The organism is Afipia massiliensis (assembly GCF_001006325.2).
Taxonomy (GTDB): domain Bacteria; phylum Pseudomonadota; class Alphaproteobacteria; order Rhizobiales; family Xanthobacteraceae; genus Afipia; species Afipia massiliensis_A.
This window is the reverse complement of sequence record NZ_LBIA02000001.1, coordinates 4,263,701-4,290,404: the sequence shown is the minus strand read 5'-3', so window position 1 is coordinate 4,290,404 and position 26,704 is coordinate 4,263,701. Positions and strand designations below refer to the sequence as shown.

The window sequence follows — 26,704 nt, the reverse complement described above, 5'->3', positions numbered from 1 at the left end:
GCGCATCGAAGTCATCGATACATTGACCGATCTGGCGAAGGTCGAGGACAACTGGAACGCCATTTATGATGCGGATCCGGATGCGCAGCTCTTCATGTCATGGAAATGGCTCTCGGGTTGGCTCAGGCAAGTCGCCGGTCCGTGGTTCGTTCTTGCGGCGAAGATGGATAACAAGGCGGACGGGCCGTATGTCGCCTTTCTTCCGATGCGGATTCAAACCAGGACGGAGAACGGGCGTATCCACAATGAGCTGAATATGGCCGGGAACTTCGCGGCGGATTATACGGGCTTCCTGTGTGCACCGGGCGCGGAGCATTTGGCGATACCGGCGTTCGCCAGATACGTGAAGCAGTTGAACTGGTCGCGTCTGAACTTCGAGAACTTCCGTGTTTCGGAATCCAGGATGCGTCTTCTGCTGGCGCATTTTCCAAAAGCGAACTTTCAGACAAGCGAGACAAGTCGCGTCGGAAAAGTCGATGGCATTGACAACAGTCTGTGCCCATTCGCAGTGCTTCCGCCGGACTGGGATTTGTATCTCGAGACATTGAGCACGAATACCAGGCAGAAAATCAGGCGGTTGCTCAGGCAGGTCGATGCGACGGGTGAATATCGTATCACTGTGGCGACACCTGAAACCATCGAGCGGGATCTCAATACGCTCCTCCAGTTCTGGGAGACGAAATGGAAGCCGCGGAAAGGCGATCTCACTCAAACGCTGGTGCGCTCAAATCGGGCGATGCTGACGCGCAGCTTCCACGCGGACCTGCTGTATCTCCCGACGCTTTGGAAAGAAGACCGCCCACTGGCAGCGCTCGCCACGCTCATGGATTCGCGCAAGCGTTCATTCCTGTTCTACATGACGGGACGCGATGAAACTTTCGACGGTCTGCCTCCGGGTGTCATCCTCCACGCGCACAGCATTCGTTACGCTATTGCCAACGGTTTTACTGAGTACGATTTCCTTCGCGGCAACGAGCCTTACAAGTATTCATTCGGTGTGAAGGAGCGCCGGATTCGTTGCACCGTGGTCGGGACGAAGAATGGACGGAACCTCGGCGGGAAAATCGATCCGCGAACCGTCCCTGAGGTTCTGGAGCAGGCGACCGGACTCCATCAGGCCGGCAAACTCGTGGAAGCCGAACGCGGATACCGTGAAGTGCTTAACGTCCAGCCGAAGAATGCTGATGCGATCCATCGGCTTGGCCAGCTCTTTACCAACAAGGGCGATCATATCGCAGCAAAGCGGCTTTTCAAGACTCTGAGCACGATCAGGCCAGATGCTTACAAGTCGTGGCTCTGTCTCGCGCAATCATGCGAAGCGCTGGAACAGTATCTGGATGCAGCCCACGCCTATCGCGAGGTTATCCGGCTGAGGCCGGATCTGCCTGATACCTTCAAAAACCTCGCAGGGATTCTGATCAAGCTTGGCCGTATCGAGGAGGTCAATGCGGCATTGGTCGCCGTTCTCGGACAAACGGCGAGGGCGGCCAAGAAGAATGGCAGCGAGTTGAAAACAAGGCGTATCGCTGATCGCACAATGGTCCAGGGCGAAACAGCGTCACTGTAGCTGCGGAAAACGTGGAGCCGAGGCACCAGAACCCGTATGAACAACGCCATCACGCAAGACTTCTCCGGGCTGTCAGTCGTGGACGGCTTTGTATTCGCGACGAGCGATGATGTGCCCGGGGAAAGTCACGCGGCTGCCTTTGTCGGCGCTGAACTGCTGTTCTCTGGAAACTACAATCGCGTTGGCGTCGATCTGGTTATTTCCAATGAAGCCGGAAGTGTCACCGTTCCGGAATACTTCAAAGGCGAAGATCGCCCGACATTGATGTCGCTGGAAGGAGCCAGCCTGTCGGGACGGGTCGTTGAGGCGATGACGGCAAGAGTCCAGTACGCCCAGGCGGACCAGATCGCGAGCGCGGTGCCCGCCGTTGGCAATGTCGTCAAGATGAGCGGCAGCGCGGTGATCACCCGGAATGGTGTTCCTGTAGAGTTGAAACAGGGCGATCGGCTTCTCAAAGGTGACGTCATCCAGACGGGGCCTGATACCACGATTGGAATCAGTTTCGTCGATGGTACGGCCTTGGGTCTTGCATCCAATGCACGCATTGTTCTGGATGAGATGACGTATGATCCCAATGGATCGTCCAACTCGTCGCTTTTAAGTCTGGTGCAAGGGGCCATCACCCTCGTTGCCGGACACACGGCCAAATTCGGCAATATGCGAGTCGAAACACCTGTTGCAACGATGGGCATTCGAGGCACCGCCGTCATGGTGGAAATCGCTGCAGACGATGGACCGAGCAAATTCTCCGTGCTCAAGGAGCCGGACGGAAAAATCGGTTCGTTTCATCTCTATGACAAGGTAACCGGCGATCTGATCCGGGTGGTGTCGCAAGCGGGGCTCGTGACGGTTGTCTCGCCGCATGGCGCCGGCCAGCCAGTCTCCGCCGTCGATCAACTGAAAACGCTCGCCGACATCCAGAGCGAGAAGAACCTTATTCAGCAGGTCTTTCAGATTTACTATCCCAACTATAATCCGGACGGCCCCGGAAACGATCGGACCGGTTCCAGCGTGAACCCGCTTGCAAATCCCACCAGGAGTTTTGCGACGCTGGGAAGTGAATCCGGCGTGCCCGCGCTGATCGCCCTTGCAAATGGCGTTGCAATCGTACCAGCCACGGCCGCGCTACAGGAGTTTCTGGTTTTTCCGGAGGCCCCCGAACCTCCGGAGGTGCGCACGGTTGCAGTGGCAGATGTGGTCGATGTCCAGGCATCGCAGGGACCCGTCGAACGAAACTTTACCATCAGCGATCAGGTCACGGTCACAGTCGATGGTGAGGTTATCGGAGAATCGGCCGGACGCTATGTATCGGGCACCGGCGCTGTTACCGGCGTGGAAAGCACGGTGCCGCCGCCGGAAGGCGTCAATCTCGCCGAGCTGGTGCGGGTCGATCCAGCAACCGGCGTCGTGACGTATGACGCGAGCCGATTTGCATTTCTGGGCGTTGGGGAATCAGCGATCTATACGATCGGCTTTGATAGCCAACCCGGAACGTCTGTTGTTCCAGAAACCCTGACTCTCACCATCAACGGGCTGAACGACCGGCCAACTGTCGAGCACGCGATTCCGGACCAGCGCGCACGGGAAGGCTGCAGATTCGAATATGTCATCCCGGCCTGTGTATTTGCCGATCTCGATGCCAACGATACGTTGAGCTACCGTGTAATGCTGGCGAATGGCGATCCGCTTCCTGGCTGGCTCACGTTCGATCCGGTGACGATGACATTTTCCGGAACACCGCCCAAGGGTGAAGAATGTGTTCTTCATATCAAGGTCGTCGCAAGCGATGAGCACAATGCCACGGCCGTCGATCAGTTCGATCTTGTCATTGCAGACAGTCATCATCACCACCACCACCATGATCATCATCACCATGACGACGGTGTAAACGGCGCGATCGCCTCAAATGACTCTGATCTTAGCCGCGATCCGGCGGCAGCAGAAACCGGCGACACTGTCAACGACGAGAGCCAGGGCCGTCATAGTTCCGAAGTGAGTAAATCCGATTCCGCCGATTGCGGTGAAAAGTGCTCCCGCGATTCCACGCGGGAGAGTGATGAAAGCTCGTTGTCGTCAAGAGAAGTTGCATCGTCTTCCGGCGAGCACACTTCATATCAAGTATCATCGAACGGTGCCCACGACAGCAGCGCGAACGATGCACGGGCGCACGGATCAACCCATACACCTGCTCCGACGGACTTTGATTCTGACCGTTCTAGCTTTGCGGATACGGGCTGGTCCCGCACCGTCGCCGAACATTCAAGCCAGACGAGTTCGTCACACCATAGTCACAGCTCTTTTATGACCAGTCACAACGTGGCGTTCTCATGGAATAGCAGTTCCGGAGAACAGCGCGATACTTGGAGTGGGGACCATTTCGTTTTCAGATCGAATTTTGGCCGCGACGCGGATCACGAGGCACGCTCAACCTCCGATCCGATACAGACCGGAAGATCGTGGTCCGGGGACGGGCCTGATGTGGCTGCTCTCGTTCACGTGATGACGAGCTTTGATTTTTTCAGCGCTCACGATGAGCATGGGGCAACCCGGCTCAGTTCATCGGTGGAACTTCATACGCATCAAAGCGATTTCCACCTGGTTTAGACCGGTATTTGAGGACACTGGGGCGGTCCGGAACACTCTTCCGTTGATGCGCTACATGGATTAAAGCACGGCCGAAACTTCTTGTTCCGGGTCCCGTGCGCACATGATTCGTCTCGACAATATCAGCAAGCAGAATGGCCACCAGATTCTCTTTATTGAGGCTTCCGCAGCACTCCAGAGGGGAGAGAAGGTCGGATTGGTGGGGCCTAACGGAGCAGGCAAGACGACGCTGTTCCGGATGATCACAGGCCGTGAGTTGCCCGATGAGGGCCAGGTCGCCGTCGACCGCGGGGTGACCATCGGCTACTTCAGCCAGGATGTCGGCGAGATGTCTGGCCGCAGCGCCGTGTCCGAGGTGATGGACGGGGCCGGCCCTGTGAGCGCTGTCGCCACCGAGTTGAAGGAACTGGAAGCCGCCATGGCGGATCCGGACCGGGCAGACGAGATGGACAGCATCATCGAGCGCTACGGCGAGGTGCAGCACCGGTTCGAGGAACTGGACGGCTATGCGCTCGAGGGCCGGGCGCGCGAAGTTCTCTCAGGCCTCAGTTTCAGCCAGGAGATGATGGACGGCGACGTAGGCGCATTGTCCGGCGGCTGGAAGATGCGCGTGGCGCTGGCCCGCATTCTCTTGATGCGCCCCGATGCGATGCTGCTCGACGAACCGAGCAACCATCTGGATCTGGAGAGCCTCATCTGGCTGGAGGAATTCTTGAAAGGCTATGAAGGCGTGCTGCTGATGACGTCGCACGACCGCGCGTTCATGAACCGCACCGTGACCAAGGTGGTGGAGATCGACGGCGGCGGGCTGACATCGTACTCGGGAAACTACGAGTTCTACGAACAGCAGCGTGCGCTGAGCGAAAAGCAGCAGCAGGCGCAGTTCGAGCGCCAGCAGGCGATGCTTGCCAAGGAAATCAAGTTCATCGAGCGGTTCAAGGCGCGTGCGTCCCACGCCGCCCAGGTCCAGAGCCGCGTGAAGAAGCTGGACAAGATCGAGCGGGTCGAGCCGCCCAAGCGGCGCCAGACGGTTGCGTTCGACTTCCTGCCGGCGCCGCGATCGGGCGAGGATGTCGTCAGCCTGAAGAACGTCCACAAGGGCTATGGCAGCCGGAGCATCTACGAGGGGCTGGATTTCCAGATCCGCCGCAGGGAGCGCTGGTGCGTGATGGGAATTAATGGCGCTGGAAAATCCACGCTGTTGAAGCTTGTGACTGGCTCGACCGAGCCGGATGACGGAACGGTGGCTGTGGGAGGTAGCGTGAAGCTGGGCTACTTCGCCCAGCACGCGATGGATTTGCTCGACGGCGAACGCACCGTGTTTGAAGAGCTGGAGTATTCGTTTCCGCAGGCGGGGCAGGGTTCGCTACGCGCGCTGGCCGGCTGCTTTGGATTCTCGGGCGACGATGTCGAGAAGAGATGCCGTGTGCTTTCCGGCGGCGAGAAGGCGCGGCTTGTCATGGCGAAGATGCTGTTTGACCCGCCGAACTTCCTGGTGCTGGACGAACCCACCAACCATCTCGACATGGCGACGAAAGAAATGCTCATCACGGCGCTGTCGCAGTACGAAGGCACCATGTTGTTCGTCTCGCATGACCGGCACTTCCTTGCCGCGTTGTCGAACCGGGTGCTGGAACTAACGCCCGAGGGCATTCACCAGTATGGCGGCGGGTATACCGAGTATGTCGCACGCACCGGCCACGAGGCTCCCGGCCTGCGTAGCTGAGCAGGTTCGGGCTCGCCTGCAATCGGCTTATGTCGTTCGCAAAGCTAGCGGCGGCTCGGACGGGCGTATCAGCGCAAACGCAATCTGGATGATGCCAGCCGTCAGACCTATGGCGACGCCGACCTGCCACGCCAGTGTGTAGGAGCCGAGCGAGTCGTAAATCAGGCCGCCGCCAAGCGCGCCGAGGAAGCTGCCGAGTTGGTGGCTCATGAAGGCAAGGCCGCTGATCATCGCCTGCCACTTCAGTCCGAACATCTCGACAATTGCGCCAGCAACCAGCGGGCCGACGCCGAGCCACAGAAAGCCCATCAAGGCCGCGAAGATCAGTGTCGTCGTGGTCGTTGGCGTCTGCATGAAGTACCACGCCAGAATGAGAGACCGCGAAAAATAGATTCCGCCGAGCAGCGCGAGCTTATTCCATCTGCCGCCTGCCCAGCCGAAGAACAGGCTGCCGAGCACATTGAAGCCGCCGATCACGCCAAGTGTCTGGGCGCTCAACATCGGGTCCATGCCGCAGATTGCGAGATAGGTTGGAAGATGCGTCGTGAGAAAGACCAGTTGCATTCCGCAGACGAAATACGCCCCCGTCATCACGATGAAGGAGGCGTTTCCGAATGCGCGGCCGGCCGCGGTTTTCGCGGAGATATTATCCATATCAGTTGAGGTTGCCGCGGGAAGCGGGACCTTGTCCACTTTTCCGGCAAACCATGTTGCGGGGATTAGCGCCAGCGACAGGATCACGAAACCGGCAACGCCAAAGCGCCAGCCATATTCCTGATTCAGTGCCTGACCAAGCGGCGCCGCGATCAGTGCACCCAGCGATCCCGCGGCCGATACGATGCCGAGGACCAGACTGCGCGATGGTGCTGCAACGGCACGTGCCGCCACCGCCATGCTCACCGACGAAGCGATACAGGACAGCGATGTGCCGATCAGAATGCCGGCGCCGATCATGATGCTGAGAAAACCCTGAGCGATCACCATGAGGATGAGGCCGGCAATGTAAAGTCCCGCGCCGATCAGCATGATGGGCCGAAATCCGAAGCGTGCTGCATAGGCACCCGCAATCGGCTGCGTGAAGCCCCACGCCAGGTTCTGGATTGCGATTGCCAGTGTGAACTCGGAGATCGAGATGCCGACATCCTGTGTCAGCGGCTGCATGAAAATGCCCAGACTCTGCCTGATGCCCATGCTCAGGGTGAGCATCAACGATGCGCCGAGCAGGATGGGGAAAGCGGGACGAAGTGCTTGCAGCGCGTTCATTGGTAGCGTCCTTTTCTTGTTCTATTTTACGCTGCAAGTCGGTTGATTACACCGACCTGTGTAACTAGATTGGGGCCGAAGCTTTACGCTGTCAAGCAGCGATAAACCCCGGTCCATGACATATGCCGTCATCTCAGAAACAGCCCCAGAAACAACCGATGAAGCAGCGGATTCTCGAAACCGCCGATCGGTTGTTTCATCTACAGGGGATTCGGGCAGTCGGGGTGGATACCATCGCAGCTGAAATCGGCATCAGCAAACGTACCCTCTATAACCATTTTCCGTCCAAGGATCAGCTTGTCGCCGCCTATCTCAAGGGCCGGTTCTCGACGATCCCGCCGTCGGACCGACCGCCTGCCGAACAAATCCTGCGTGCGTTCGAGAGGCTTGAGCGCGGATTTGCCAGCAAGGACGTGCGCGGCTGTCCCTTTGTCAACGCCGTGACCGAGGTCGGCGCGACCGACCCGCAGGTGAGGAAGATCTCCAAGGCTTTCAAGGAAAGCCGACGTCAGTGGTTCAGCGATCAGGTCACCAAACTCGGGGTGGAGAACCCCGAGCTTCTGGCGACGCAACTGGCTGTCCTTGTCGATGGTGCGATTGCGCAGAACCTCGTCCTGCGTGATCGCTCGGTTGCCAGGGCGGCGCAGGATGTGGCTCGGCTTTTGCTGGTGAATGCGGGCGTCAAGTTGCCCGACGTATAGTCAGGAAGGCTGCATCACAATCTGTCGGCGAAGCATTACGCGGCTGGCTTGTCCGCAGAACATCCTCGCGAGCGCTAGCGCGCGAGGATGGGTTGTCGTCGCTTCGCCCTACGGCTTGTCTCGCCCCCACGGGAGGAGCGACGCAGGAAAGTCCGCCGCATAGCGCCGTCCCTTGGGCGGGTGCGGAGGTTCCTGCCAAGGATGTGGGTCTGGCTCGAGCACCTTCCTATAAAGATGCCATGTGGCATGACCGAGTACGGGCAGGACGACGGCGAGACCGAGGAACAACGGAATCGATCCGATCACCAACAGCGCGGCAACAATCAGTCCCCACGTTGCCATGGCAATCGGGTTCTTCATGACAACCTGTAGCGAGGTTCGGATTGCATCGGTCGTATTCGCGTGCCGGTCGAGCATCAGTGGAAACGCCACGACGCTGATACACAAGGCGATAACGGCGAACAGAAAGCCGACGCTGCATCCCACGATCATCAGCTTCAGTCCCTCACTGGTCGTAAAAATGCGTGAGGCGAAATCGGGAATGCTTGCGGCTGGGGTGTTGCCAAAGATGGCAACGTAAATGGAGTCCGCGGTGGCGACCCAGACCACAAACAGGATGAGCAGGATCACACCTAGTCCGAGCATGGCTCCGAACGAAGGCGATCTCAGCACACCGAACGCATGCCATGCAGAGGGTTCTTCACCGCGTTCGCGGCGGCGGCTGAGTTCATAAAGGCCCAGAGCCGCAAAGGGGCCAATCAATGCGAAGCCGGCCGCCAGCGGAAACAGGAGTGGCAATACCGAATAGCCCAACACCGTTCTGGCGATTACAAGACCCAGTACGGGATAGATGATGCACAGGATGATTGCGTGGCTTGGAATCGCTTTGAAGTCCTCCCAGCCCAGCCGCAACGCTTCACGTAAATCGGAGAAGCCGATGTTGCGAACAACAGGGGTGGCGACAAGATCAGATACAACCTGCGGAATGTTGTCGGAATACGGTGTGGCCATGGTCACAATCTCCCATGCATTAGCACTGGCGAGATTGGGCGTCACTTTTGGAGCGGCGTTCAATCGCCTTCGTGCGCAGAAGTCGCGATAGAATCCGAAACAGGGCGCGACCTGTAGAGCAAGTATAACGGAATCCGGGAAGAATAGCACGCGCTGTTAGATCGATTGTGCATCTGCAAAAAAAATCTTTCCAGTAGCCTTGGGTTCCCTTGTCTGAGTCTGACGCTGCGTAGTCCTCTAGATTGCGATGCGGTATCGCGCGCGACGACACGCGAATGTCTCAACAAGCTGCTCACGGCGTCGGCTCGCCTAAGCCGGTCTATTGACAACCAAGCCCGCCGAGGAACATCCTGTAGTGGTAATGCCCATAGTTCGATGACACCAGCGATCGCAACATCTCGCTGAATTGAACCCGACCGACTTGAACCACTTAATGTCGAGTTCAACGTTGCGACCGGTTAAGGGGGCAAGGCGGCCAGCATTGCGGTGGCTAGCTTCAGGCATGCCATCCGATGCCGACATGATCCATGCCCCTTAAAGTCCGTAGCCTCTAGAGGCAAGGATGAACAAGGGATGGCTGTAGCGCTCATATTTCTTTTGGTCGCGGTCGCCTCGGTGGCGTTCCACCTCTGGAGTCCATGGTGGTGGACGCCGATTGCCTCGAACTGGAGTTACATCGACGACACCATCACCATGACCTTCTGGATCACGGGTGCCGTCTTTTTCGCCATCGTCGCCTTCATGGCCTATTGCGTTTACCGCTTTCATCACAAGGAAGGCAGGAAGGCAGCCTACGAGCCGGAAAACAAAAAGCTCGAATGGTGGCTCACAATCGGAACCGCGGTTGGCGTCGGAGCGATGTTGGCGCCCGGTCTTGTCGTCTGGCATCAGTTCGTGACAGTCCCTGCGGATGCGACCGAGATCGAGGTCATGGGTCAGCAGTGGCGCTGGAGCTACCGGCTCCCAGGTAAGGACGGTCGGATGGGGACGTCCGACGCCAGCAACGTCAGCGCTGAAAATCCTTTGGGTTTGAATCCCAAGGATTCCGCCGGACAGGACGACATCGTGATCGAGAACGGCGACCTCCACCTGCCAATCGGCAAGCCGGTCAAGGTGCTGCTGCGATCGATCGATGTCCTGCACAATTTCTATGTGCCGGAGTTCCGCGCCAAAATGGATATGGTGCCTGGTTCGGTCACTTACTTCTGGTTCACTCCCACGCGGACGGGAACGTTCGAGGTTCTCTGCGCGGAGCTTTGCGGCCTCGCGCACTCGCAGATGCGGGGAAAGGTCATCGTTCAGGAAGAGAAAGATTATCGGGCGTGGCTGGAGCAGCAGCAGACGTTCGCGGAACTGTCCGGTCCGCGCAACATTATGAAGGCGACTTACACGACAGGCAGTGAATAAAAAATCGATGAAGAGACGCCGCATATCGTGAGGCGAACCCTTCTCCGACGAGAGGAAGACCAAGGAGGACATTTCGATGGTTGATGTCCCGTCTGACGTCATTGCACGCATTCCGCCGGCTGAGGTGGGAGAGGTCGATCTTTATCATCCGCACAGCTGGTGGACGAAGTACGTCTTCTCTCAGGATGCCAAAGTCATCGCCATACAGTATTCGCTCACCGCGATGGCGATCGGGATGGTCGCGCTGGTGCTCTCGTGGCTGATGCGGCTGCAACTCGGATTCCCCGGCACGTTCTCGTTTATCGACCCAAGCCAGTATCTCCAGTTCATCACCATGCACGGCATGATCATGGTGATCTACCTGCTCACCGCGGTGTTCCTGGGCGGCTTCGGAAACTACCTCATCCCGCTGATGGTGGGCGCGCGCGACATGGTGTTCCCGTACGCGAACATGCTGAGCTACTGGATCTATCTGCTTGCCGTGGTGGTGCTGGTTGCGACTTTCTTCGTTCCCGGTGGTCCGACCGGCGCCGGATGGACGTTGTACCCGCCGCAGGCAGTTCTCTCCGGCACGCCGGGGCAGGAAGCGGGCATCATCATGATGTTGTTGTCGCTGATCCTGTTCATTGTCGGATTCACCATGGGCGGCTTGAATTATGTGGTGACCGTGCTGCAGGCCCGCACGCGCGGAATGACGCTGATGCGCATGCCGCTGACGGTGTGGGGCATTTTCACGGCGACAGTCATGGCGCTGCTCGCTTTTCCAGCGTTGTTCGTCGCGTCCGTGATGATGCTTCTGGACCGGCTCCTCGGCACCAGCTTCTTCATGCCCACACTTGTGGAGATGGGCCAGCAGATGAAATACGGCGGCGGCAGTCCGCTGTTGTTTCAGCACCTGTTCTGGTTCTTCGGTCACCCCGAGGTCTATATCGTTGCGCTGCCGGCGTTCGGCATTGTGTCTGACCTGATCAGCACGCATGCGAGAAAGAACATCTTCGGTTATCGCATGATGGTCTGGGCCATCGTCGGAATCGGCGCGCTGAGCTTCGTGGTGTGGGCGCACCATATGTATGTCAGCGGCATGAATCCGAAATTCGGGTTCTTCTTCGCAACGACCACGTTGATCATCGCTATCCCGACAGCCATCAAGGTCTATAACTGGGTTCTGACCCTGTGGCGCGGCGACATCCATCTGACGGTGCCGATGTTGTTCGCGCTCGGCTTCATCGTCACGTTCGTCAACGGCGGGCTGACCGGTCTGTTCCTCGGCAATGTGGTCGTGGACGTGCCGCTATCCGACACAATGTTCGTCGTCGCGCATTTCCACATGGTGATGGGCGTGGCGCCGATCATGGTCGTGTTTGGCGCGATCTATCATTGGTATCCGAAAGTCACCGGACGGATGCTCAACGATTGGATGGGCAAGTTCCATTTCTGGGTCACGTTCCTCGGAGCTTATGCAATTTTCTTCCCCATGCACTATCTCGGCCTGCTGGGTGTACCGCGCCGCTATCACGATATTGGCGATACGGCTTTCGTCCCTGCATCCGCGCACGACCTGAACGCGTTCATGAGCGTGGCGGCCTTGATCGTCGGCTTCGCCCAGCTGGTGTTCGTGTTCAATATGTTCTGGAGCCTGCGCAAAGGGAAAGAGGCGGGCGGGAATCCGTGGAACGCCACCACGCTGGAGTGGCAAACACCGGAAACTCCGCCGACGCATGGCAATTGGGGCAAGGAGCTCCCCGTCGTGTATCGCTGGGCTTACGATTACAGCGTCCCCGGGGCTGCGCGGGATTTCGTGCCGCAGAATGAGCCGCCGTCCGCATTAACAGGGCAGGGAGCTCACCCATGACCGCGATCATCCTGTTCATGGCTGGGCTGGCGGCCATTGCGGGATGGTGGCTCTCGCAGCAGCGGCTCGCGGCGAAACCCTGGCTGGAGGAAGGGGCAATCGGCGATTTTCCTGGTGGAGGCGCTTCGTTGCTACCGCCGGCAAAAATTGGGCTGGGTGTGTTTCTTGCGGTCGTCGGCTCGCTGTTCGCGCTCTTCATCAGTGCGTACTCCATGCGCATGGAATTGACTGACTGGCGCTCGCTGCCCATGCCCAAGCTGTTGTGGTTCAACACCGGCGTTCTGATCGTGAGCAGCGCGGCGCTGCAATGGGCGCAGGTCGCCGTACGCCGGGATGACAGCGACAATGTGCTGATTGGTCTGCTTGCGGGAGGTGTTTCCTCTGTAGTGTTTGTGATTGGTCAGCTTCTGGCGTGGCAGCAACTCAACGCCGCCGGCTACCTTCTGGCGGCAAATCCGGCCAATGCATTCTTCTATCTCATCACTGCAGTTCATGGGCTGCATGTACTCGGCGGCCTCGCGGTGCTGGGCAGAACCACCGCGAAGGCATGGCGCGGTGTGGAAGTTTCGCGGCTGCGTCTGAGCGTGGAACTGTGCACCATGTACTGGCACTTCCTGCTTCTGGTTTGGCTGATCCTGCTTGCGCTGCTGACGGGCTGGGCGGACGATTTTGCCGCCATCTGCCGCCAGTTGCTGACCTAGGGAGAGGTGAGCGCAATGGCTGAAACTGCGCTGACAAACGCCGGACAACAAACCCGAGCGCGGCCTGCAGGGTTGCGAGGCATCGTCGCCGACTGGTCTTCGGATCAGCGCGCGTTCAAGGATGTCTCGTGGGGCAAGGCCATGATGTGGATCTTTCTTCTCAGCGACACCTTTATTTTCGGCTGCTTCCTGCTGTCGTACATGACGGCGCGCATGTCGACGACGGTGCCTTGGCCGAACCCAAGTGAAGTGTTCGCCCTCGAGATTGCGGGACAGCATCTTCCGCTCATTCTGATCGCGATCATGACCTTTGTGCTAATCAGCAGCAGCGGAACCATGGCGATGGCGGTCAACTACGGCTATCGCCGGGATCGTCGCAAAACTGCGATACTGATGCTGGTGACCGCTGTGTTTGGTGCGATGTTCGTCGGCATGCAAGCTTTCGAGTGGACCAAGCTGATCACGGAAGGGGCCCGGCCGTGGGAAAACCCGTGGGGCGCGGCCCAATTCGGCGCGAGCTTCTTCATGATCACGGGTTTCCACGGCACCCACGTGACCATCGGCGTGATTTTCCTGATCATCATCGCGCGAAAGGTTTGGCGGGGGGACTTCGACACCGAGCGGCGCGGCTTTTTCACGAGCCGAAAAGGACAATACGAGATCGTCGAAATCACAGGGCTTTACTGGCATTTCGTGGATCTGGTGTGGGTGTTTATCTTTGCCTTCTTCTATCTTTGGTGAGGTGACGGCATGGCCGAAGTCACGATGAACGGAGTTTCTCAGGCAGCGCATCCGGCCACGTCGGCAACCTCGCATGCCGAGGGACAGCAACATCCTATCAAGCTGTACCTTGTTGTCTGGGGATGGTTGTTTATCCTCAGCGCCTGTTCGTATCTCGTCGATTACTTCGGCGTTCACGGATATTTGCGCTGGTCGCTGATCCTGCTGTTCATGGTTGCGAAGGCCGGTTTGATCGTTGCCGTCTTCATGCATATGGCCTGGGAGCGGCTGGCATTGAGTTATGCCATCCTGCTTCCGCCACTGGCGCTGTTGGTCTTCGTGGCCATCATGGTGCTTGAGTCGGATTACACGCTGCTGACCCGGATCGTGTTCTTCAAGTCAGGAGCGTAGAAGCGGGGGCCTCGTGCGCAGGGAGGACTGCCATGACCACCTATGTCATGCTTGCAAACTGGACCGACAAAGGCATTCAAAGCGTGAAGGAGTCGCCACGTCGTTTGGACGCGGCGAAGAAAGCCCTCAAGGATATGGACGGCGAGTTTAAACTGTTTTTCCTGACCATGGGCGACTACGACATCGTCGCGATTTATGAAGCCCCGGACGATGCAGTCGCCGCGCGTTTCAACCTGCAGCTTGGAATGATGGGTAACATCCGAACGCGCACGTTGAAGGCGTTCCCTGAGGCTGCTTACCGGGAAATCATCACGTCACTGGGCTAACTCGCCAACAGCACGCTCGTTCAGATCTGACTTTATCAGCCATTTTGGCTGTCAGCCTTGGAGTGGTCGCATGCGCATTTTTGTTTTCGCCATCGCAGCAGGATTCCTCTCGACCGTTTCCGCCTCCGCCCAGGACGCGGCGGCGGGAGAGAAAGTTTTTGCCCAGTGCAAGGCGTGCCACCAGGTCGGCGAGACGGCGAAGAATGCGGTCGGTCCTCTGCTCAACGGATTGTTCGGGCGAAAGTCCGGGACGATTGAAGGGTTTAATTATTCACCTGCGAACAAGAATTCCGGCATCACCTGGGATGAAGCAACCTTCCGCGAATACATCAAGGACCCGAAGGCCAAGATACCCGGGACCAAGATGATTTTTACGGGCTTGAAGAATCCACAGCAGATTGACGATATCATCGCCTACCTCAAGCAGTTCGATTCCAGCGGAAAGAAAGCAGAGGTAGCTTCCGGCGGAGCAAAACTGACGAAGGCTCAATGATCGCGAAATGACTGGTCGGCAAATGCGGCTTGCGTTGGATGAGCAGCAGTGGACCCTGTCTCGGAGGGCCGAACGAGCGTCGCAAGCGCGCTATGGCCATGCCGCATAAAATGGGCCGCGTTTCGCCTGCTCAACTCGGGCCCGACGCCGGTAGGCGCCGGGTGAGATGCCCTGATGCTTGCGAAAGAAGCGGCTGAAATAACCCGGATCGCGAAAGCCGAGACCGTATCCAATCTGTTCGACCGGCAGATCGAGTTGATGGAGCCGGGTACAGGCCTCGTGAATCAATCGCTCATGTATGATGGCACGCGGGCTGCGCGCTTTTTCGCGCTTGCAATGCGCGTGCAGTTTGTCGTCGGTAACGCCGAGTGCCGCGGCATATCGTGCAATCGGCCAGCCGTCGCGATAATGCAGTTCGACCATCTGAAGAAAATTGCCAACAAGGCGCGGCCCGCCGCCGCGACGAGCTGCTTCGCCGGTGGTTTCCTCCAGGGTCGCCGAGCGCCACAGATGCAGGCAAAGCAGCAAAACATGGGATGAAACCATGGTCATGCTGCCGCGGGCCGGCGCGTGGAGTTCACGCACCAGCGTCGCACAGGAGTCTGCGACGGCTTCGAATGCATCCTCGATTTGCGATTCTCTGAGCATCACGAACCGGTCGATCGTGCGTTGCAGGTGAAGAGCTTCCGCGCTGCCTGCGACGATCCGCGTCAGGAAATCCTCGGAGATGGCGACGAGATGGCCGGTCGTGCCGGCCTGCACCTGGAGATGGGCGTCCACACCTCCCGGCAGCCACAGCAGGGCGGGGGCTTCAAACGCAATCGCTGTCCCGCGGAGCCTGGCAGTGCCGCCTCTGGTCTCGATCACAAGCAGATGCGCGCGCCGATCGATGTCGTGACGAATAACCCAGTCGCGTGGCGCCAGTCCGCCGGAGAAACCCTCCGCATACAGGGCCGGACTCGCTGCCTCGGCAAAGCCGGCCGGGCCAGGGGTGAGATGCGTCGCGCCGTGCTGCATTGAGACAATCCGTCGCTTGAAAACCGATAAACGTGACGAAATAGTACAATCTTTCCCCGGAACCGTCCAATTCCATGCCGAGAACGCTCCATTAGTCTTTCTCCCGTCGAACGCCATCAAGGCGACGGACGGAATATCTCTGGGAGGAGAACATGGTGTCACCAGTCACGCGCCTCGCGGCGGGGGTGCTTGCGATTGCCGGCGCTGCCGTTTTCGGAGCGAACGATGCCGCTCAGGCGCAAACGTCGGTCAAGATCGGCTACGCGATCTCGCGAACCGGCCCAAATGCCGGGGGAGCCGCGGTCAGCACGATTCCGAACTACGACCTGTGGGTGAAGGAAGTGAATGCCGCCGGCGGGCTGAAGCTCGGCGATAAGCGCGTACCTATCGAGATCGTGCAGTACGACGATCGCTCGAGCGCGGAAGAAGCGGCGCGCGCACTGGAACGGCTCATCAGCCAGGACAAGGTGGACTTCATCCTGTCGCCTTGGGGCACGGGTCTGAATCTCGCGGTGGGGCCTATTCTCAACAAGGCTGGATATCCGCATCTCGCCGCGACCGCGGTGACCGACCGCGCACCCGAACTGGCAAAGCGCTGGCCCAACAGTTTCTGGCTGCTCGGCACCAGCGCGGATGCCTCCAAGACTCTCGTTGAACTGCTGGTCAAGCTGCGAACCGAAGGCAAGATCGGAGACACGGTCGCGATGGCAAGCATCGCGGACGGGTTCGGCATCGATCTTTCGGCGGCGGCTCGCCCAGCGCTTACAGCGGCGAAATTCAAGCTCGTTTACGACAAGACTTATCCGATCGGGACGCAGGATCTCGGACCTATTGTCAACGAAGCGAAGGGGCTCAATCCCGATGTCTTTATCGCCTTCAGCTATCCACCGGATACGCTTGGAATTACCGAGCAGTCGCGCATTGCTGGCTTCAACCCCAAGGTCTTCTACACTGGCGTTGGCACGGCGTTTCCGCTGTTCCGGCAGAAGTTCGGCGCGAACGCCGAAGGCGTGATGGGCATTGGTGGCTGGAGCGGCGACAGCCCGGCGATCAAGGACTATCTCGCGCGCCACAAGGCTGCATCCGCGAATGGGGCCGAGCCGGATCGCTGGGCCAGTGCGGTGACCTATGCCAGTCTTCAGATGCTGCAACAGGCCATCGAGCGCGTTGGCAAGATCGATCGTGCTGCGGTCATCAATGACTTGCAGACCGGCACGTTCGACACGGTGATCGGAAAAATCAAACTCGAGAACAATATGCCGACCAAATACTGGTGGGTCGGACAATGGCAGGGCGGCGAGTTCTACGGCGTTGGACCCGCAGCTAACGAAGGCGCGCGTAGCGCTGTCGTGCCAAAGCCGGCCTGGAAGGCGCAGTGAACGCCCAATCCGGTTGGTTTGAACAAAGATGACGAACGCGGTCCTCACCGGACTCATGCTTGGCGGTATGTACGCGCTGATCGCCATGGGTCTGACGCTTCAATATGGCGTGGCGCGGATTATGAACCTGTCCTACGGCGAGTTTCTCGTCGCTGCGGCCTTTGCGTCTTATTGGCTGTTCACAGGATGGGCTCTCAGTCCGTTGCTTGGATTGACGCTCGTCATCCCCCTCAGCTTTGGCGTGAGCTACGCACTTTACCGTGTGCTGCTCACGCCACTGGTGCGGCGCGCCCGAACGCGCGATGCGCTTGAGGTTGAAAGCATTCTGGCGACGTTCGGAATGATGTTCATCGTTCAGGGCATCATGCTCGCGATGTTCGGAGGCGCTTATTACAGCTATTCGTTTCTTGCGATTCCGGTCCAGTTGCTCGGCGAGAGCCTCGCGCTCAATCGGCTGATGGCGTTCGGTCTCGCCGTGGTCATAGGCCTCGCGCTTTATCTGGCGTTGACGCGCACTCGTATCGGGACGTCCATTCGCGCCGTCGCAGTCGATCCCGCAGCCGCGCAACTGGTCGCGATCAATGTTGCGCAAACGTCGGCGCTTGCCTTTGCGTTGGGCGGCGCGTTGGTGGCCACCGCCGGTGTGTTGATCAGCATGTTCCTGACGTTCAGTGCCAGTTCGGGCGTGGTGTTTACGATGAAGGCGCTCATCATCGTTGTGATGGGAGGCGTGGGCAATCTGCTGGGATGCCTTGTTGCCGGTCTGCTTCTGGGTCTCAGCGAAGCCCTTGTGGCGACGTATGTCGATCCGGGTCTGACCCTCGCGGTCAATTTCGCGCTGTTTCTTACGGTGCTGCTGATCAAGCCGGCCGGTCTGTTCGGGAGGGCGCAGCGATGAGCCCGTCGCGGATTGCGCTCGCTGTGGCGGCCATCAGCGGCCTTGTGATGCTGGCCTTTCTCCCATTTTTCGTGAATGCCTACTATTTGTCGCTGGCGATGAGCCTTCTCCAATTTACCGTTCTTGCAACGGCGTGGGGTATGTTCTCCGGCCCCACGCGCTACGTCTCGCTGGCAACCGCAGCCTTCTTTGGTGTTGGCGCCTATACGGTCGCGGTGCTGGGCGAAGTCCTGGCCTGGCCGCTGGTGCTCGGCATTGCGGCTGCGATCGGCGGATTGATGGCGGCGGTCGTCGGCCTGTCGACGCTGAGGCTCAGCGGCGTTCACTTCGTGATTTTCACCTTTGGACTTGCGGAACTCGTGCGCCAGCTCGTGGTCTGGTACGAGGTTAACAAGACGCGCGTGCTTGGACGCTATGTTTTCGTGGATATCACGCAGAACGATATCTACTGGCAGCTTCTTGTCCTCGCGATTGCGGTGTTCGCCATCGGCTGGATCATTGCGCGTTCGCGGCTCGGCTTCGCCCTTCGCATTATCGGCGAGGACGAAACCGTCGCGCAGCATTGCGGAATCAATGTCACGATCGCCAAGGTTGCGTTGTTCACGATTAGCGCCACGGTCATGACTTTGGTTGGTGCGATCATGTCGCCGCGCTGGACATACATCGAGCCGTCGATTGCGTTCAACGCGACGATCTCTTTTCAAGTCGTGATCATGGCGCTGCTCGGCGGCGCGCACCGGCTCTGGGGCCCGATCCTCGGTGCAGTACCACTGACCTTGCTGTTCGAGTTCTTGTCGGCGCGGTTTCCAAGCACTTCAACGCTCGTGATGGGCGTCGTCTTTCTGCTGATCGTGTATGCGCTGCCGTCCGGAGTGGCTGGTTTGTGGGACCGCGTTGCCGCGCGGCCGCTGTGGCGACTGACGAAAAAGGCGGAGGCATAATGCAGCCCACCGCGCAATCGCCTGTCCTTGAAGTTTCAGCCCTGACCCGCGCGTTCGGCGGTCTGGTCGCGGTGAATGCACTTGATCTGACCGTGCACCGCGGCGAGATCGTAGGACTGCTCGGTCCGAACGGATCCGGAAAAACGACGGCGCTCAATCTGATGTCGGGCCTGCTGCGCCCGGATTCCGGAACGATCCGTTTTGCCGGAACTGACATTGCCGGACTGCCGGCGTATCGCATTGCGCGTCTCGGTCTGGCCCGCACGTTTCAGCTTGTCCGCGTGCTCGGCGGCATGACCTGTTCCGAAAACGTCCGGGCAGGGCTGACATTTCATCGCTCGCCGCTTGCGTCCGGTGAGATGAATGATACCGCGGCGATATTGCTGGAACGCGTCGGACTGGGAGGGCAGGGCCAGCGGCCTGCGTCGGAACTCACCTACATCGATCAGAAGCGGCTTGAACTGGCGCGTGCACTGGCACTGAAGCCGCAACTTTTACTGCTTGATGAGTGGCTCGCAGGCCTAAACCCGTCGGAACTGCTGATAGGGATCGAGTTGATTCGTTCGCTGAAGAACGACGGGCTCTCGATCTTGCTCGTAGAACACGTGATGGACGCGATCCGTTCGCTTTGCGATCGCTGCGTGGTGATGAACAGCGGCCGCAAGATCGCCGAAGACGAACCTGGTCTGGTCCTGACTGATCCCGTTGTCATCGAGGCTTATCTCGGGGTGGTGGCGGATGCTTGAGGTCTCAAATGTCAGCGTTGCCTATGGTCAGCATCGAGCGCTCACCGAAGCGTCGCTGAACGTCGGCGACGGAGAAATCGTCGTCATTCTTGGCGCGAACGGCGCGGGCAAGACCTCGCTCATGAAGGCTATCGCGGGCATTACTCCATGCCTTCCCGGCAAGAGCGTCAGACTTTCCGGTTGCGATCTCTCCAGTCTTCCGGCGCACGAGATTGTTGAAGCAGGCCTCGCATCGGTCCCGGAGGGGCGGGGTATTTTTGGCGAATTGACCGTCGCCGAAAATCTGCTGCTCGGTGCCAATCCAAAGCGAGCGCGCGATGGCGAGGCGGCGCGCCGCAAGCAGGTATTGTCGTTGTTCCCACGTCTCGGCGAACGACTGACACAGACCGTCCGCACCATGAGCGGCGGCGAGCAGCAAATGGTCGCGATCGGCCGCGCGCTGATGTCGAACCCGGACATTCTGCTGCTTGATGAACCTTCACTCGGCCTGTCGCCGTTGATGGTTCGTGAACTGTTCGCCTCGCTCAGGCAGGTGCGCGAGGCCGGTGTCGGCCTGCTGCTGGTCGAGCAGAACGCGCAGGAGAGCCTTGCGCTCGCCGATCGCGGTTATCTCATCGAGAACGGAAAAATCGTCGGCAGCGGCACGGCGTCGGCGCTGAAGTCCGATCCGGCGGTGCGGCGCGCTTATCTTGGCGGTCTTCCAGGCAGCGCGGCATGACCCGGAACGCCTCAAGGAATCACAGAGGGAAGTTCAGATGAATCAGATTAATCTGTTGCTCGAGAACCGGGATGTTCAGGCAGTTGATGGCGTGACCTTCGACCGGCTCAATCCGATAACAGGAGATGTGGCCACGCGCGCTGCCGCGGCGAAGATCGCGGACGTCAGGCGGGCAGCCGATGCCGCCGCTGCCGCCTTTCCTGCATGGTCTGCAACAGGACCAAGCCAGCGCCGCACGATCCTGCTGAAGGCGGCAGACGTGCTAACGAGCAAAGCTCCCCAGTTCGTCGAGTTGATGGCTGTGGAAACTGGCGCGACCGCTGGTTGGGCGGGGTTCAATGTCAATCTTGCCGCGGGCATGTTGCGCGAGGCAGCGTCGATGACGACGCAGATTTCCGGCGAGGTGATCCCCTCCGATAAACCCGGATGTATCGCAATGGCGATCCGCCAACCTGCCGGTGTGGTGCTCAGCATTGCGCCCTGGAACGCGCCGGTCATCCTCGGCGTGCGCGCGGTGGCGTTGCCCCTGGCCTGTGGAAATACCGTCGTCCTCAAAGCGTCGGAGATCTGCCCCGGCACGCACCGGCTCATTGCCGAATGTTTGCGCGAGGCAGGCCTGCCGCCGGGTGTTCTGAATGTCATCACGAATGCGCCGGAAGATGCGCCCGCTCTTATTGATGCGCTGATCTCTCATCCATCGGTGCGACGGATCAACTTCACCGGTTCGACCCGGGTGGGGCACATTATCGCCCAGACCGCCGCGAAATATCTGAAGCCTGTCCTGCTCGAGCTTGGCGGCAAGGCGCCGCTTCTTGTGCTGGACGATGCTGACATCGACGCCGCGGTCGCTGCCGCCGCATTCGGTGCATTCATGAATCAGGGGCAGATCTGCATGTCGACCGAACGAATTGTCATCGATACGAAGGTCGCTGACGCGTTTGTCGCAAAGCTCGCTGCCAAGGCAGGGACGCTCGTGGCGGGCGATCCACGCACGGGAAACATGCCGCTCGGATCGCTGATCGGCATTGAAGCTGCAAGCCGGATTCAGGGCTTGATCAAGGACGCGGTCGGAAAAGGCGCGCGGGTTGTTGCGGGCGGGAAGGTCGATGGCACGCTGATGTCAGCGACGGTGATCGATCATGTCACCTCGACGATGCGGATTTACGGCGAGGAGTCATTTGGACCTATCGTAACGGTCGTCCGGGTCAATGGCGTAGACGAAGCTGTGCGGGTTGCGAATGACACCGAATACGGATTGTCGGCCGCGGTCTTTGGTCGCGACATTGCGCGCGCGTTCGATGTCGCAAAGCGGATCGAGTCCGGCATCTGTCATGTCAACGGGCCGACGGTGCACGATGAAGCGCAGATGCCGTTCGGTGGCGTCAAAGCGTCAGGCTATGGGCGCTTCGGAGGCAAGGCGGGTATCGCCGAATTTACTGAACTGCGATGGATCACCATTGAAACCGGCCCGCAGCACTATCCAATTTGAAATAGTCAGGGAAGGTTCCGAAGAACAGACAACCAAAACTAGCAAATGGAGGAGGAGCACAATGACGCGCAAGCAAGGCTCTCTGAACCCTTCGTGCGGTTCAATCAAGCGATCAGGGGCGTTAGGCGTGACGCGTCGCCAGGTGATACCGCTGGCCGGCGCCGCAGTATTCTTGCCGCTGATCGATCGGCGCCCCGCACGCGCGTCGAACTGGCGCCCGACGAAGAGCGTTCGCCTTGTCGTTCCTTTTGCTGCCGGCGGCGCCAACGACATCATCGCGCGCGTACTCGCCGAGCGCCTGAGCGCGATGTGGGGCCAGCAGGTATATATCGAGAACAAGCCCGGCGCAGGCGCCAATATCGGGACGACCGAAGTGGCGCGCGCCGATGCGGACGGACATCATCTCCTGATCACATCGAGTGCGATTGCGGTGAACCGCTTCCTTTTCGAAAAGCTGCCCTTTGACCCGATCGCCGACTTCGCGCCGGTATCACTGGTGGCGGTCATTCCCAATGTGATGGTCGTCCCAACCTCCTCGCCGGCGCGAAGCGTGACCGACTTTATCGCAATGGCAAAGGCGAAGCCGGGGACATTGAATTTCGGCTCCGCCGGCATCGGCTCATCGTTGCATCTGATCGGCGAGTTGTTCAAACGCTCCGCCGGCATCGATATGAAGCATGTGCCGTATCGTGGCGCGGCGCCCGCGATGAACGATCTGGTGGGAGGGCGTATCGACGTCATGTTCGATACAGCGACCGTATCCATGAGCCAGATTCGCGGGGGCACGATCCGCGCGATCGGCGTTTCGACGCGCGAGCGCATTCCGGCCCTGGCCGAGGTGCCGCCGATCGCCGATACCGTGCCTGGCTTCGATGTCGGCTCTTGGTTTGCGCTATTCTACCCGGCGAAGACGCCGCGCGATATCGTCGAGAAAGTATCGGAGGATGTGCGGGCGGCTCTGCAGCACGACGCGGTGAAGGCCCGGCTGGAGGACCTTGGCGCTCGCGTCGCCGGTTCGACCCCGGATGCGCTCGCGAACCATGTACGCGCCGAGATGGATCGTTGGGGCGCGGTCATCCGCGAAGCCGGTATCAAGGCGCAGGACAATTGAACGGCCCATGGACTCGCGTGGAGTAGCATGATGACGACAAGAACGCCGGCGGCAACCGACAAGATAACCGTTCGCGAAGCGACAATCGATTTACTGCGCCGGCTCGATATGACGACAGTGTTCGGCAACCCCGGTTCCACCGAGTTGCCGTTCCTGAACAACTGGCCGCGTGATTTCCGTTACATTCTCGGTTTGCAGGAAGCGTCGGTCGTGGCGATGGCGGATGGCTATGCGCGCGCCACCGGCCGCGCCGCCTTCTGCAATCTGCACTCCGCTGGCGGCATCGGTCATGCGCTCGGAAGCGTCTTCACGGCGTTCCGCAATCAAGCGCCCCTGGTGATTTCTGCCGGGCAGCAAGCTCGCAGCCTCCTGCCGATGCAGCCATTCCTCGGCGCCACGGAAGCGGCGAACTTTCCTCAGCCCTACGTCAAATGGAGTTGCGAACCGGCGCGCGCCGAGGACGTGCCGACGGCCTTGGCGCATGCCTATCATATCGCCATGCAAAGGCCTTGCGGGCCGACTTTTGTTTCCATCCCGATGGATGACTGGAGCGCCGAGACCTATCCCACCGCCGCGCGCATTGTCAGCCGCGACACGGCGCCTGATCCTGATCTGCTTGCAGCGCTGGCGCGCGCGCTGGGGAGATCGGAACGTCCGGTGCTGGTGATCGGACCGGAAGTCGATTCCGAAGGCGCGGGCGAGGCGGCCGTCGCGTTGGCCGAACGTCTCTGCGCCCCGGTCTGGGTCAGCCCCTTTTCGAGCAACGTCGGCTTTCCGGAAGAGCATCCGCTTTTTGCCGGTTTCTTGCCTGCCGCACCGGGAGCGGTATCGGCGGCGCTATCTCCTCATGATCTCGTTGTCGTGCTGGGAGCGCCTGTCTTCACCTTTCATGTCGCCGGCGATTGCGCGCTGTTCAGGAGCGATACGCCGCTCTTCCAAATCACGACAGATGGCGAGGCGGCCGCAGCCGCGCCGATCGGGACGGGCATCGTCGGCAGTTTGCGTCTCGCGCTGCCCGCAATCATGGCGCTCTTGCCCGCGCGCAACCGCGTCGCGCCATCGCAACGCCCCTTGCGCGAGATACCGCTGGCGCGCGATCCCATCCCTGCCGAGTATTTGATGCATATGATCTCTGCGACGATGCCGGCTGGCGCCATCATTGTGGAAGAGGCGCCATCGCATCGGCCCGCAATGCACGAGCATCTGCCGATCCGCGGCTTTGGCCAGTTCTACACGATGGCGAGCGGCGGGCTTGGCTATGGGCTGCCCGCCGCCGTCGGCGTCGCGCTGGCGAAGCCGGAACAGCGCGTCATTTGTATCATGGGGGATGGCTCCCTGATGTATTCCATCCAAGCCCTTTGGACGGCAGCACAGCATCGCCTGCCGATTTCGATCGTCGTCGCCAACAACGGCGGCTATGGTGCCATGCGTTCGTTCAGCCGGGCCTTGAATGTCGAAGGCCCGCCGGGCATTGATCTTCCTGGCATCGATTCCGTGCAGATCGCGGCCGGGTTCGGCTGCGCCGCCTCCCGAGTCCGTGACGCCGCGTCGCTTGAAGCCGCGCTGATCGAAGCTTGGCGGGTGAACGGGCCCGTTCTCATTGATGTGCCCGTCGATCGCGCAGTTGCCACCCTGTACTAGGGCTTGTTGAGTTTTCCCGCTGCGCCGCACTGGCGGACTCGGTGGCAGCGATCACAGAGCACTCACCCCGCTAGAACTGGTTAAAAAATCTAACCGCTACAGAAAACCCAATGAAATCAGTGTACATACATGCCGTGTCTTCCCAAGGCTGGACCGATAAGGGTCGCTAAGTGACTGATAACAGATGTAAATTTAGCGTTGCGCCCATGATGGACTGGTCGGATACTCATTGCCGAGTATTCCACCGCATGCTGTCACGCCGTGCCCGGCTCTATACCGAGATGGTGACCACGGGCGCGGTCATTCACGGCAATCGCGAGCGGCTGCTGAGTTTCGATGCCAGCGAGCATCCTGTCGCGCTTCAGCTTGGCGGTTCCAACCCACGTGATCTCGCCGAAAGCGCACGGATCGGCGAAGGCTTCGGGTATGATGAGATCAATCTCAATGTCGGCTGCCCGTCCGACCGGGTAAAGGATGGCCGTTTCGGCGCGTGCCTGATGGCGGAGCCGCAACTGGTTGCGGAATGTGTCGCGGCGATGAAGCAGGCCGTGAAAATTCCCGTCACGGTGAAATGCCGCATCGGAATCGACGATCAGGATCCCGAGGTTGCGCTCGACGTGCTGAGCCGTGCCGTAATCGCCGCAGGTTCGGATGCGCTGGTCGTTCACGCGCGCAAGGCGTGGCTCAACGGATTGTCACCGAAGGAAAATCGCGACATCCCGCCGCTCGATTACGATCGGGTCTACCGCCTGAAGGCGGCGTTGTCCGATGTGCCGGTCGTCATCAACGGCGGCATCGCCACCATCGCGGACGCGAAGCAGCATCTTACGCATGTGGACGGCGCGATGCTGGGACGCGCAGCCTATCATGAGCCTTGGCGATTGCTCAGCGTCGATCCGGAACTGTTTGGTGAGTCAGCTCCGCACGCGACAATGCACGACGCCATCGAGGCGTTGATGCCCTATATCGAACGTCAGCTGTCGCTCGGTACGCGGTTGCATTCCATCACCCGCCACCTTGTCGGCGCGTTTCATGGCGTGCCGGGCGCGCGCGGGTTTCGCCGCTATCTTGCGGAGGTCTGCACGAAGCCAGGCGCAGGAACGGATTCGTTGCGCGAGGCGCTTCGCATTGTTGGACAACGCACCGATGCGTCGATCGCTGCGTAGCTAGATCCGGACAGAATTTACGGATATCCGCGCAGCATCAGCTTGTCGGGGCGGACTTCCCAGCTTTCCAGCCGGTTGAGAAAGCTCATGCCGAGCAGGTTTGATTTCATCTGGCCGCGCGGCACCACCAGCGCAGGCACCGAACGCTCGACCAGTTTGCCCACAGAGAGACGGTCGAGCGTCAACCGTGCGGCGCGAACGCGGCCTCCTGCGGTTTCGACGTCCACGCTGTAGTCGAGCAACTCCAGCGGCAGACCGGCGGCCTTCGCGGTCTCATAGGTCAGAACGACGGAGGTTGCACCGGTGTCGATCACCATCGGCGTGCTCACGCCGTTAATCTTTGCCCGCAGCGTAAATTCACCGCTATCGCCGCGTGCGATCTCGACGGAGCGAGTCGGCCTCGTATTCAAGGTCTGGTCCGTAGCGCGGATCAGCGCGCCTTTCATGCTGGCGAATGCGACGGGATGGGACATCGAGAGCAGAAAGCCGACAGCAGATACCACGACGGCAATGATCGTCAGTCCGCGCATCATGCGGCACCTGTGACGATCAGGAGCCAACCTGTCGTCCGGATGGTGACGCCAGAATCGGCAATCCGGCGTCCAGCATGCGCTGATGCAGCGTGGCCATCACGGCGCGTCGTTCGGCGTTGTCCATTTTGTGCCAGCTCGCGATCTCGGGCAGGGTACGTCCGCAGCCCAGACAAAGCTTGGCCTTGGGATCGATGAAGCACACGGCGATGCAAGGCGTCTCTTGTTTCGAGGTGGCTTCCTGGTTCATGGACGTTACTGATGGCCATTTTCATCGCTCGCGCAA

General features: G+C 59.7%; 25 protein-coding genes. 20 read left to right on the top strand and 5 right to left on the bottom strand.

Annotated elements, in window-relative coordinates; all coding sequences use genetic code 11:
• Positions 1-22: 22 nt before the first annotated feature.
• From YH63_RS20610 to YH63_RS20600, 3 genes are all read left to right on the top strand, one after another.
• Positions 23-1,567: a GNAT family N-acetyltransferase gene (locus YH63_RS20610; RefSeq protein ID WP_246658094.1), complete on the top strand. Its 1,545-nt coding sequence runs from the start codon at positions 23-25 to the stop codon at positions 1,565-1,567.
• A 36-nt stretch (positions 1,568-1,603) separates the two neighbouring features.
• Positions 1,604-4,171, top strand: a complete 2,568-nt coding sequence (locus tag YH63_RS20605; protein WP_083992746.1) for a putative Ig domain-containing protein — start codon at positions 1,604-1,606, stop codon at positions 4,169-4,171.
• 103 nt (positions 4,172-4,274) lie between these two features.
• On the top strand, positions 4,275-5,897 hold the full coding sequence (locus YH63_RS20600) for an ABC-F family ATP-binding cassette domain-containing protein (protein ID WP_046830144.1): 1,623 nt from the start codon (positions 4,275-4,277) through the stop codon (positions 5,895-5,897).
• 27 nt (positions 5,898-5,924) lie between these two features.
• Here the strand turns inward: YH63_RS20600 and YH63_RS20595 are convergent, their stop codons facing one another.
• Entirely contained in the window at positions 5,925-7,160 is a 1,236-nt protein-coding gene (locus tag YH63_RS20595; protein WP_046830143.1) for an MFS transporter, read from the bottom strand.
• A 122-nt stretch (positions 7,161-7,282) separates the two neighbouring features.
• Between YH63_RS20595 and YH63_RS20590 the strand changes: the two genes are divergently transcribed.
• Entirely contained in the window at positions 7,283-7,861 is a 579-nt protein-coding gene (locus YH63_RS20590) for a TetR/AcrR family transcriptional regulator (RefSeq protein WP_349642973.1), read from the top strand.
• 108 nt (positions 7,862-7,969) lie between these two features.
• Here YH63_RS20590 and YH63_RS20585 read toward each other — a convergent pair whose 3' ends face one another.
• On the bottom strand, positions 7,970-8,872 hold the full coding sequence (locus YH63_RS20585) for a DUF2189 domain-containing protein (protein WP_046830141.1): 903 nt from the start codon (positions 8,870-8,872) through the stop codon (positions 7,970-7,972).
• Positions 8,873-9,445: 573 nt separating this feature from the next.
• Between YH63_RS20585 and YH63_RS20580 the strand changes: the two genes are divergently transcribed.
• The 7 genes from YH63_RS20580 to YH63_RS20550 all read left to right on the top strand — a co-directional run bounded on the left by YH63_RS20580 (position 9,446) and on the right by YH63_RS20550 (position 14,782).
• On the top strand, positions 9,446-10,279 hold the full coding sequence (locus YH63_RS20580; RefSeq protein WP_046830140.1) for a cytochrome c oxidase subunit II: 834 nt from the start codon (positions 9,446-9,448) through the stop codon (positions 10,277-10,279).
• A 76-nt stretch (positions 10,280-10,355) separates the two neighbouring features.
• Positions 10,356-12,131 (top strand): cytochrome c oxidase subunit I, encoded by a 1,776-nt coding sequence (gene ctaD / locus YH63_RS20575; RefSeq protein ID WP_046830139.1) that lies wholly within the window; start codon positions 10,356-10,358, stop codon positions 12,129-12,131.
• A complete protein-coding gene (locus tag YH63_RS20570) occupies positions 12,128-12,832 on the top strand; it encodes a cytochrome c oxidase subunit 3 (RefSeq protein WP_046830138.1) in 705 nt (234 codons plus the stop codon). Before ctaD ends, YH63_RS20570 begins: the two co-directional genes overlap by 4 nt.
• A gap of 15 nt (positions 12,833-12,847) precedes the next feature.
• The gene (locus YH63_RS20565; RefSeq protein ID WP_046830137.1) at positions 12,848-13,573 is read left to right on the top strand and encodes a heme-copper oxidase subunit III family protein; all 726 of its coding nucleotides are present in this window, start codon (positions 12,848-12,850) and stop codon (positions 13,571-13,573) included.
• Between the two features lie 9 nt (positions 13,574-13,582).
• Positions 13,583-13,963, top strand: coding sequence for a cytochrome C oxidase subunit IV family protein (locus YH63_RS20560; protein ID WP_046830136.1), 381 nt, complete (start codon positions 13,583-13,585; stop codon positions 13,961-13,963).
• Positions 13,964-13,995: 32 nt separating this feature from the next.
• Positions 13,996-14,289 carry a GYD domain-containing protein gene (locus YH63_RS20555; protein WP_046830135.1) on the top strand — a complete coding sequence of 98 codons (294 nt, stop codon included), beginning with the start codon at positions 13,996-13,998 and terminating at the stop codon, positions 14,287-14,289.
• A 70-nt stretch (positions 14,290-14,359) separates the two neighbouring features.
• Positions 14,360-14,782 (top strand): c-type cytochrome, encoded by a 423-nt coding sequence (locus tag YH63_RS20550; protein WP_046830134.1) that lies wholly within the window; start codon positions 14,360-14,362, stop codon positions 14,780-14,782.
• Positions 14,783-14,872: 90 nt separating this feature from the next.
• Here YH63_RS20550 and YH63_RS20545 read toward each other — a convergent pair whose 3' ends face one another.
• Positions 14,873-15,799, bottom strand: a complete 927-nt coding sequence (locus tag YH63_RS20545) for a helix-turn-helix domain-containing protein (RefSeq protein ID WP_052753924.1) — start codon at positions 15,797-15,799, stop codon at positions 14,873-14,875.
• Between the two features lie 152 nt (positions 15,800-15,951).
• Here YH63_RS20545 and YH63_RS20540 point away from each other — a divergent pair, with 152 nt between their 5' ends.
• The 9 genes from YH63_RS20540 to dusA all read left to right on the top strand — a co-directional run bounded on the left by YH63_RS20540 (position 15,952) and on the right by dusA (position 25,888).
• Entirely contained in the window at positions 15,952-17,178 is a 1,227-nt protein-coding gene (locus YH63_RS20540) for an amino acid ABC transporter substrate-binding protein (protein WP_046830133.1), read from the top strand.
• A 28-nt stretch (positions 17,179-17,206) separates the two neighbouring features.
• A complete protein-coding gene (locus YH63_RS20535) occupies positions 17,207-18,076 on the top strand; it encodes a branched-chain amino acid ABC transporter permease (protein ID WP_246658092.1) in 870 nt (289 codons plus the stop codon).
• Positions 18,073-19,017: a branched-chain amino acid ABC transporter permease gene (locus tag YH63_RS20530; RefSeq protein ID WP_046830132.1), complete on the top strand. Its 945-nt coding sequence runs from the start codon at positions 18,073-18,075 to the stop codon at positions 19,015-19,017. Before YH63_RS20535 ends, YH63_RS20530 begins: the two co-directional genes overlap by 4 nt.
• On the top strand, positions 19,017-19,763 hold the full coding sequence (locus YH63_RS20525) for an ABC transporter ATP-binding protein (protein WP_046830131.1): 747 nt from the start codon (positions 19,017-19,019) through the stop codon (positions 19,761-19,763). The genes YH63_RS20530 and YH63_RS20525 overlap by 1 nt, the downstream gene beginning before the upstream one ends.
• Positions 19,756-20,481 (top strand): ABC transporter ATP-binding protein, encoded by a 726-nt coding sequence (locus YH63_RS20520; protein WP_046830130.1) that lies wholly within the window; start codon positions 19,756-19,758, stop codon positions 20,479-20,481. Before YH63_RS20525 ends, YH63_RS20520 begins: the two co-directional genes overlap by 8 nt.
• 37 nt (positions 20,482-20,518) lie before the next feature.
• The gene (locus YH63_RS20515; protein WP_046830129.1) at positions 20,519-21,970 is read left to right on the top strand and encodes an aldehyde dehydrogenase; all 1,452 of its coding nucleotides are present in this window, start codon (positions 20,519-20,521) and stop codon (positions 21,968-21,970) included.
• Positions 21,939-23,081, top strand: a complete 1,143-nt coding sequence (locus YH63_RS20510; RefSeq protein ID WP_170978722.1) for a Bug family tripartite tricarboxylate transporter substrate binding protein — start codon at positions 21,939-21,941, stop codon at positions 23,079-23,081. Before YH63_RS20515 ends, YH63_RS20510 begins: the two co-directional genes overlap by 32 nt.
• Before the next feature lie 30 nt (positions 23,082-23,111).
• Complete coding sequence (mdlC, locus tag YH63_RS20505) at positions 23,112-24,722, top strand: benzoylformate decarboxylase (RefSeq protein WP_046830330.1); 1,611 nt, start codon at positions 23,112-23,114, stop codon at positions 24,720-24,722.
• Between the two features lie 170 nt (positions 24,723-24,892).
• Positions 24,893-25,888, top strand: a complete 996-nt coding sequence (dusA, locus tag YH63_RS20500) for a tRNA dihydrouridine(20/20a) synthase DusA (RefSeq protein ID WP_283809713.1) — start codon at positions 24,893-24,895, stop codon at positions 25,886-25,888.
• Between the two features lie 17 nt (positions 25,889-25,905).
• Here dusA and YH63_RS20495 read toward each other — a convergent pair whose 3' ends face one another.
• Together YH63_RS20495 and YH63_RS20490 are read right to left on the bottom strand one after the other, a co-directional pair.
• A complete protein-coding gene (locus tag YH63_RS20495; protein WP_433995124.1) occupies positions 25,906-26,334 on the bottom strand; it encodes a TIGR02281 family clan AA aspartic protease in 429 nt (142 codons plus the stop codon).
• A 103-nt stretch (positions 26,335-26,437) separates the two neighbouring features.
• A complete protein-coding gene (locus YH63_RS20490; protein ID WP_046830125.1) occupies positions 26,438-26,668 on the bottom strand; it encodes a DUF1289 domain-containing protein in 231 nt (76 codons plus the stop codon).
• Between the last annotated feature and the right edge of the window lie 36 nt (positions 26,669-26,704).

Excerpts from the sequence above, each read along its gene's own strand:
- YH63_RS20520 (WP_046830130.1), top strand. The coding sequence starts at position 19,756 with ATGCTTGAGGTCTCAAATGTCAGCGTTGCCTATGGTCAGCATCGAGCG.
- YH63_RS20555 (WP_046830135.1), top strand. The coding sequence starts at position 13,996 with ATGACCACCTATGTCATGCTTGCAAACTGGACCGACAAAGGCATTCAA.
- YH63_RS20515 (WP_046830129.1), top strand. The coding sequence starts at position 20,519 with ATGAATCAGATTAATCTGTTGCTCGAGAACCGGGATGTTCAGGCAGTT.
- YH63_RS20560 (WP_046830136.1), top strand. The coding sequence starts at position 13,583 with ATGGCCGAAGTCACGATGAACGGAGTTTCTCAGGCAGCGCATCCGGCC.
- mdlC (WP_046830330.1), top strand. The coding sequence starts at position 23,112 with ATGACGACAAGAACGCCGGCGGCAACCGACAAGATAACCGTTCGCGAA.
- YH63_RS20550 (WP_046830134.1), top strand. The coding sequence starts at position 14,360 with ATGCGCATTTTTGTTTTCGCCATCGCAGCAGGATTCCTCTCGACCGTT.
- YH63_RS20540 (WP_046830133.1), top strand. The coding sequence starts at position 15,952 with ATGGTGTCACCAGTCACGCGCCTCGCGGCGGGGGTGCTTGCGATTGCC.
- YH63_RS20530 (WP_046830132.1), top strand. The coding sequence starts at position 18,073 with ATGAGCCCGTCGCGGATTGCGCTCGCTGTGGCGGCCATCAGCGGCCTT.
- YH63_RS20525 (WP_046830131.1), top strand. The coding sequence starts at position 19,017 with ATGCAGCCCACCGCGCAATCGCCTGTCCTTGAAGTTTCAGCCCTGACC.
- YH63_RS20565 (WP_046830137.1), top strand. The coding sequence starts at position 12,848 with ATGGCTGAAACTGCGCTGACAAACGCCGGACAACAAACCCGAGCGCGG.
- YH63_RS20580 (WP_046830140.1), top strand. The coding sequence starts at position 9,446 with ATGGCTGTAGCGCTCATATTTCTTTTGGTCGCGGTCGCCTCGGTGGCG.
- YH63_RS20570 (WP_046830138.1), top strand. The coding sequence starts at position 12,128 with ATGACCGCGATCATCCTGTTCATGGCTGGGCTGGCGGCCATTGCGGGA.
- YH63_RS20495 (WP_433995124.1), bottom strand. The coding sequence starts at position 26,334 with ATGAAAGGCGCGCTGATCCGCGCTACGGACCAGACCTTGAATACGAGG.
- YH63_RS20490 (WP_046830125.1), bottom strand. The coding sequence starts at position 26,668 with ATGAACCAGGAAGCCACCTCGAAACAAGAGACGCCTTGCATCGCCGTG.
- YH63_RS20600 (WP_046830144.1), top strand. The coding sequence starts at position 4,275 with ATGATTCGTCTCGACAATATCAGCAAGCAGAATGGCCACCAGATTCTC.
- YH63_RS20585 (WP_046830141.1), bottom strand. The coding sequence starts at position 8,872 with ATGGCCACACCGTATTCCGACAACATTCCGCAGGTTGTATCTGATCTT.
- YH63_RS20545 (WP_052753924.1), bottom strand. The coding sequence starts at position 15,799 with ATGCAGCACGGCGCGACGCATCTCACCCCTGGCCCGGCCGGCTTTGCC.
- ctaD (WP_046830139.1), top strand. The coding sequence starts at position 10,356 with ATGGTTGATGTCCCGTCTGACGTCATTGCACGCATTCCGCCGGCTGAG.
- YH63_RS20595 (WP_046830143.1), bottom strand. The coding sequence starts at position 7,160 with ATGAACGCGCTGCAAGCACTTCGTCCCGCTTTCCCCATCCTGCTCGGC.
- YH63_RS20605 (WP_083992746.1), top strand. The coding sequence starts at position 1,604 with ATGAACAACGCCATCACGCAAGACTTCTCCGGGCTGTCAGTCGTGGAC.
- YH63_RS20590 (WP_349642973.1), top strand. The coding sequence starts at position 7,283 with ATGCCGTCATCTCAGAAACAGCCCCAGAAACAACCGATGAAGCAGCGG.
- YH63_RS20535 (WP_246658092.1), top strand. The coding sequence starts at position 17,207 with ATGACGAACGCGGTCCTCACCGGACTCATGCTTGGCGGTATGTACGCG.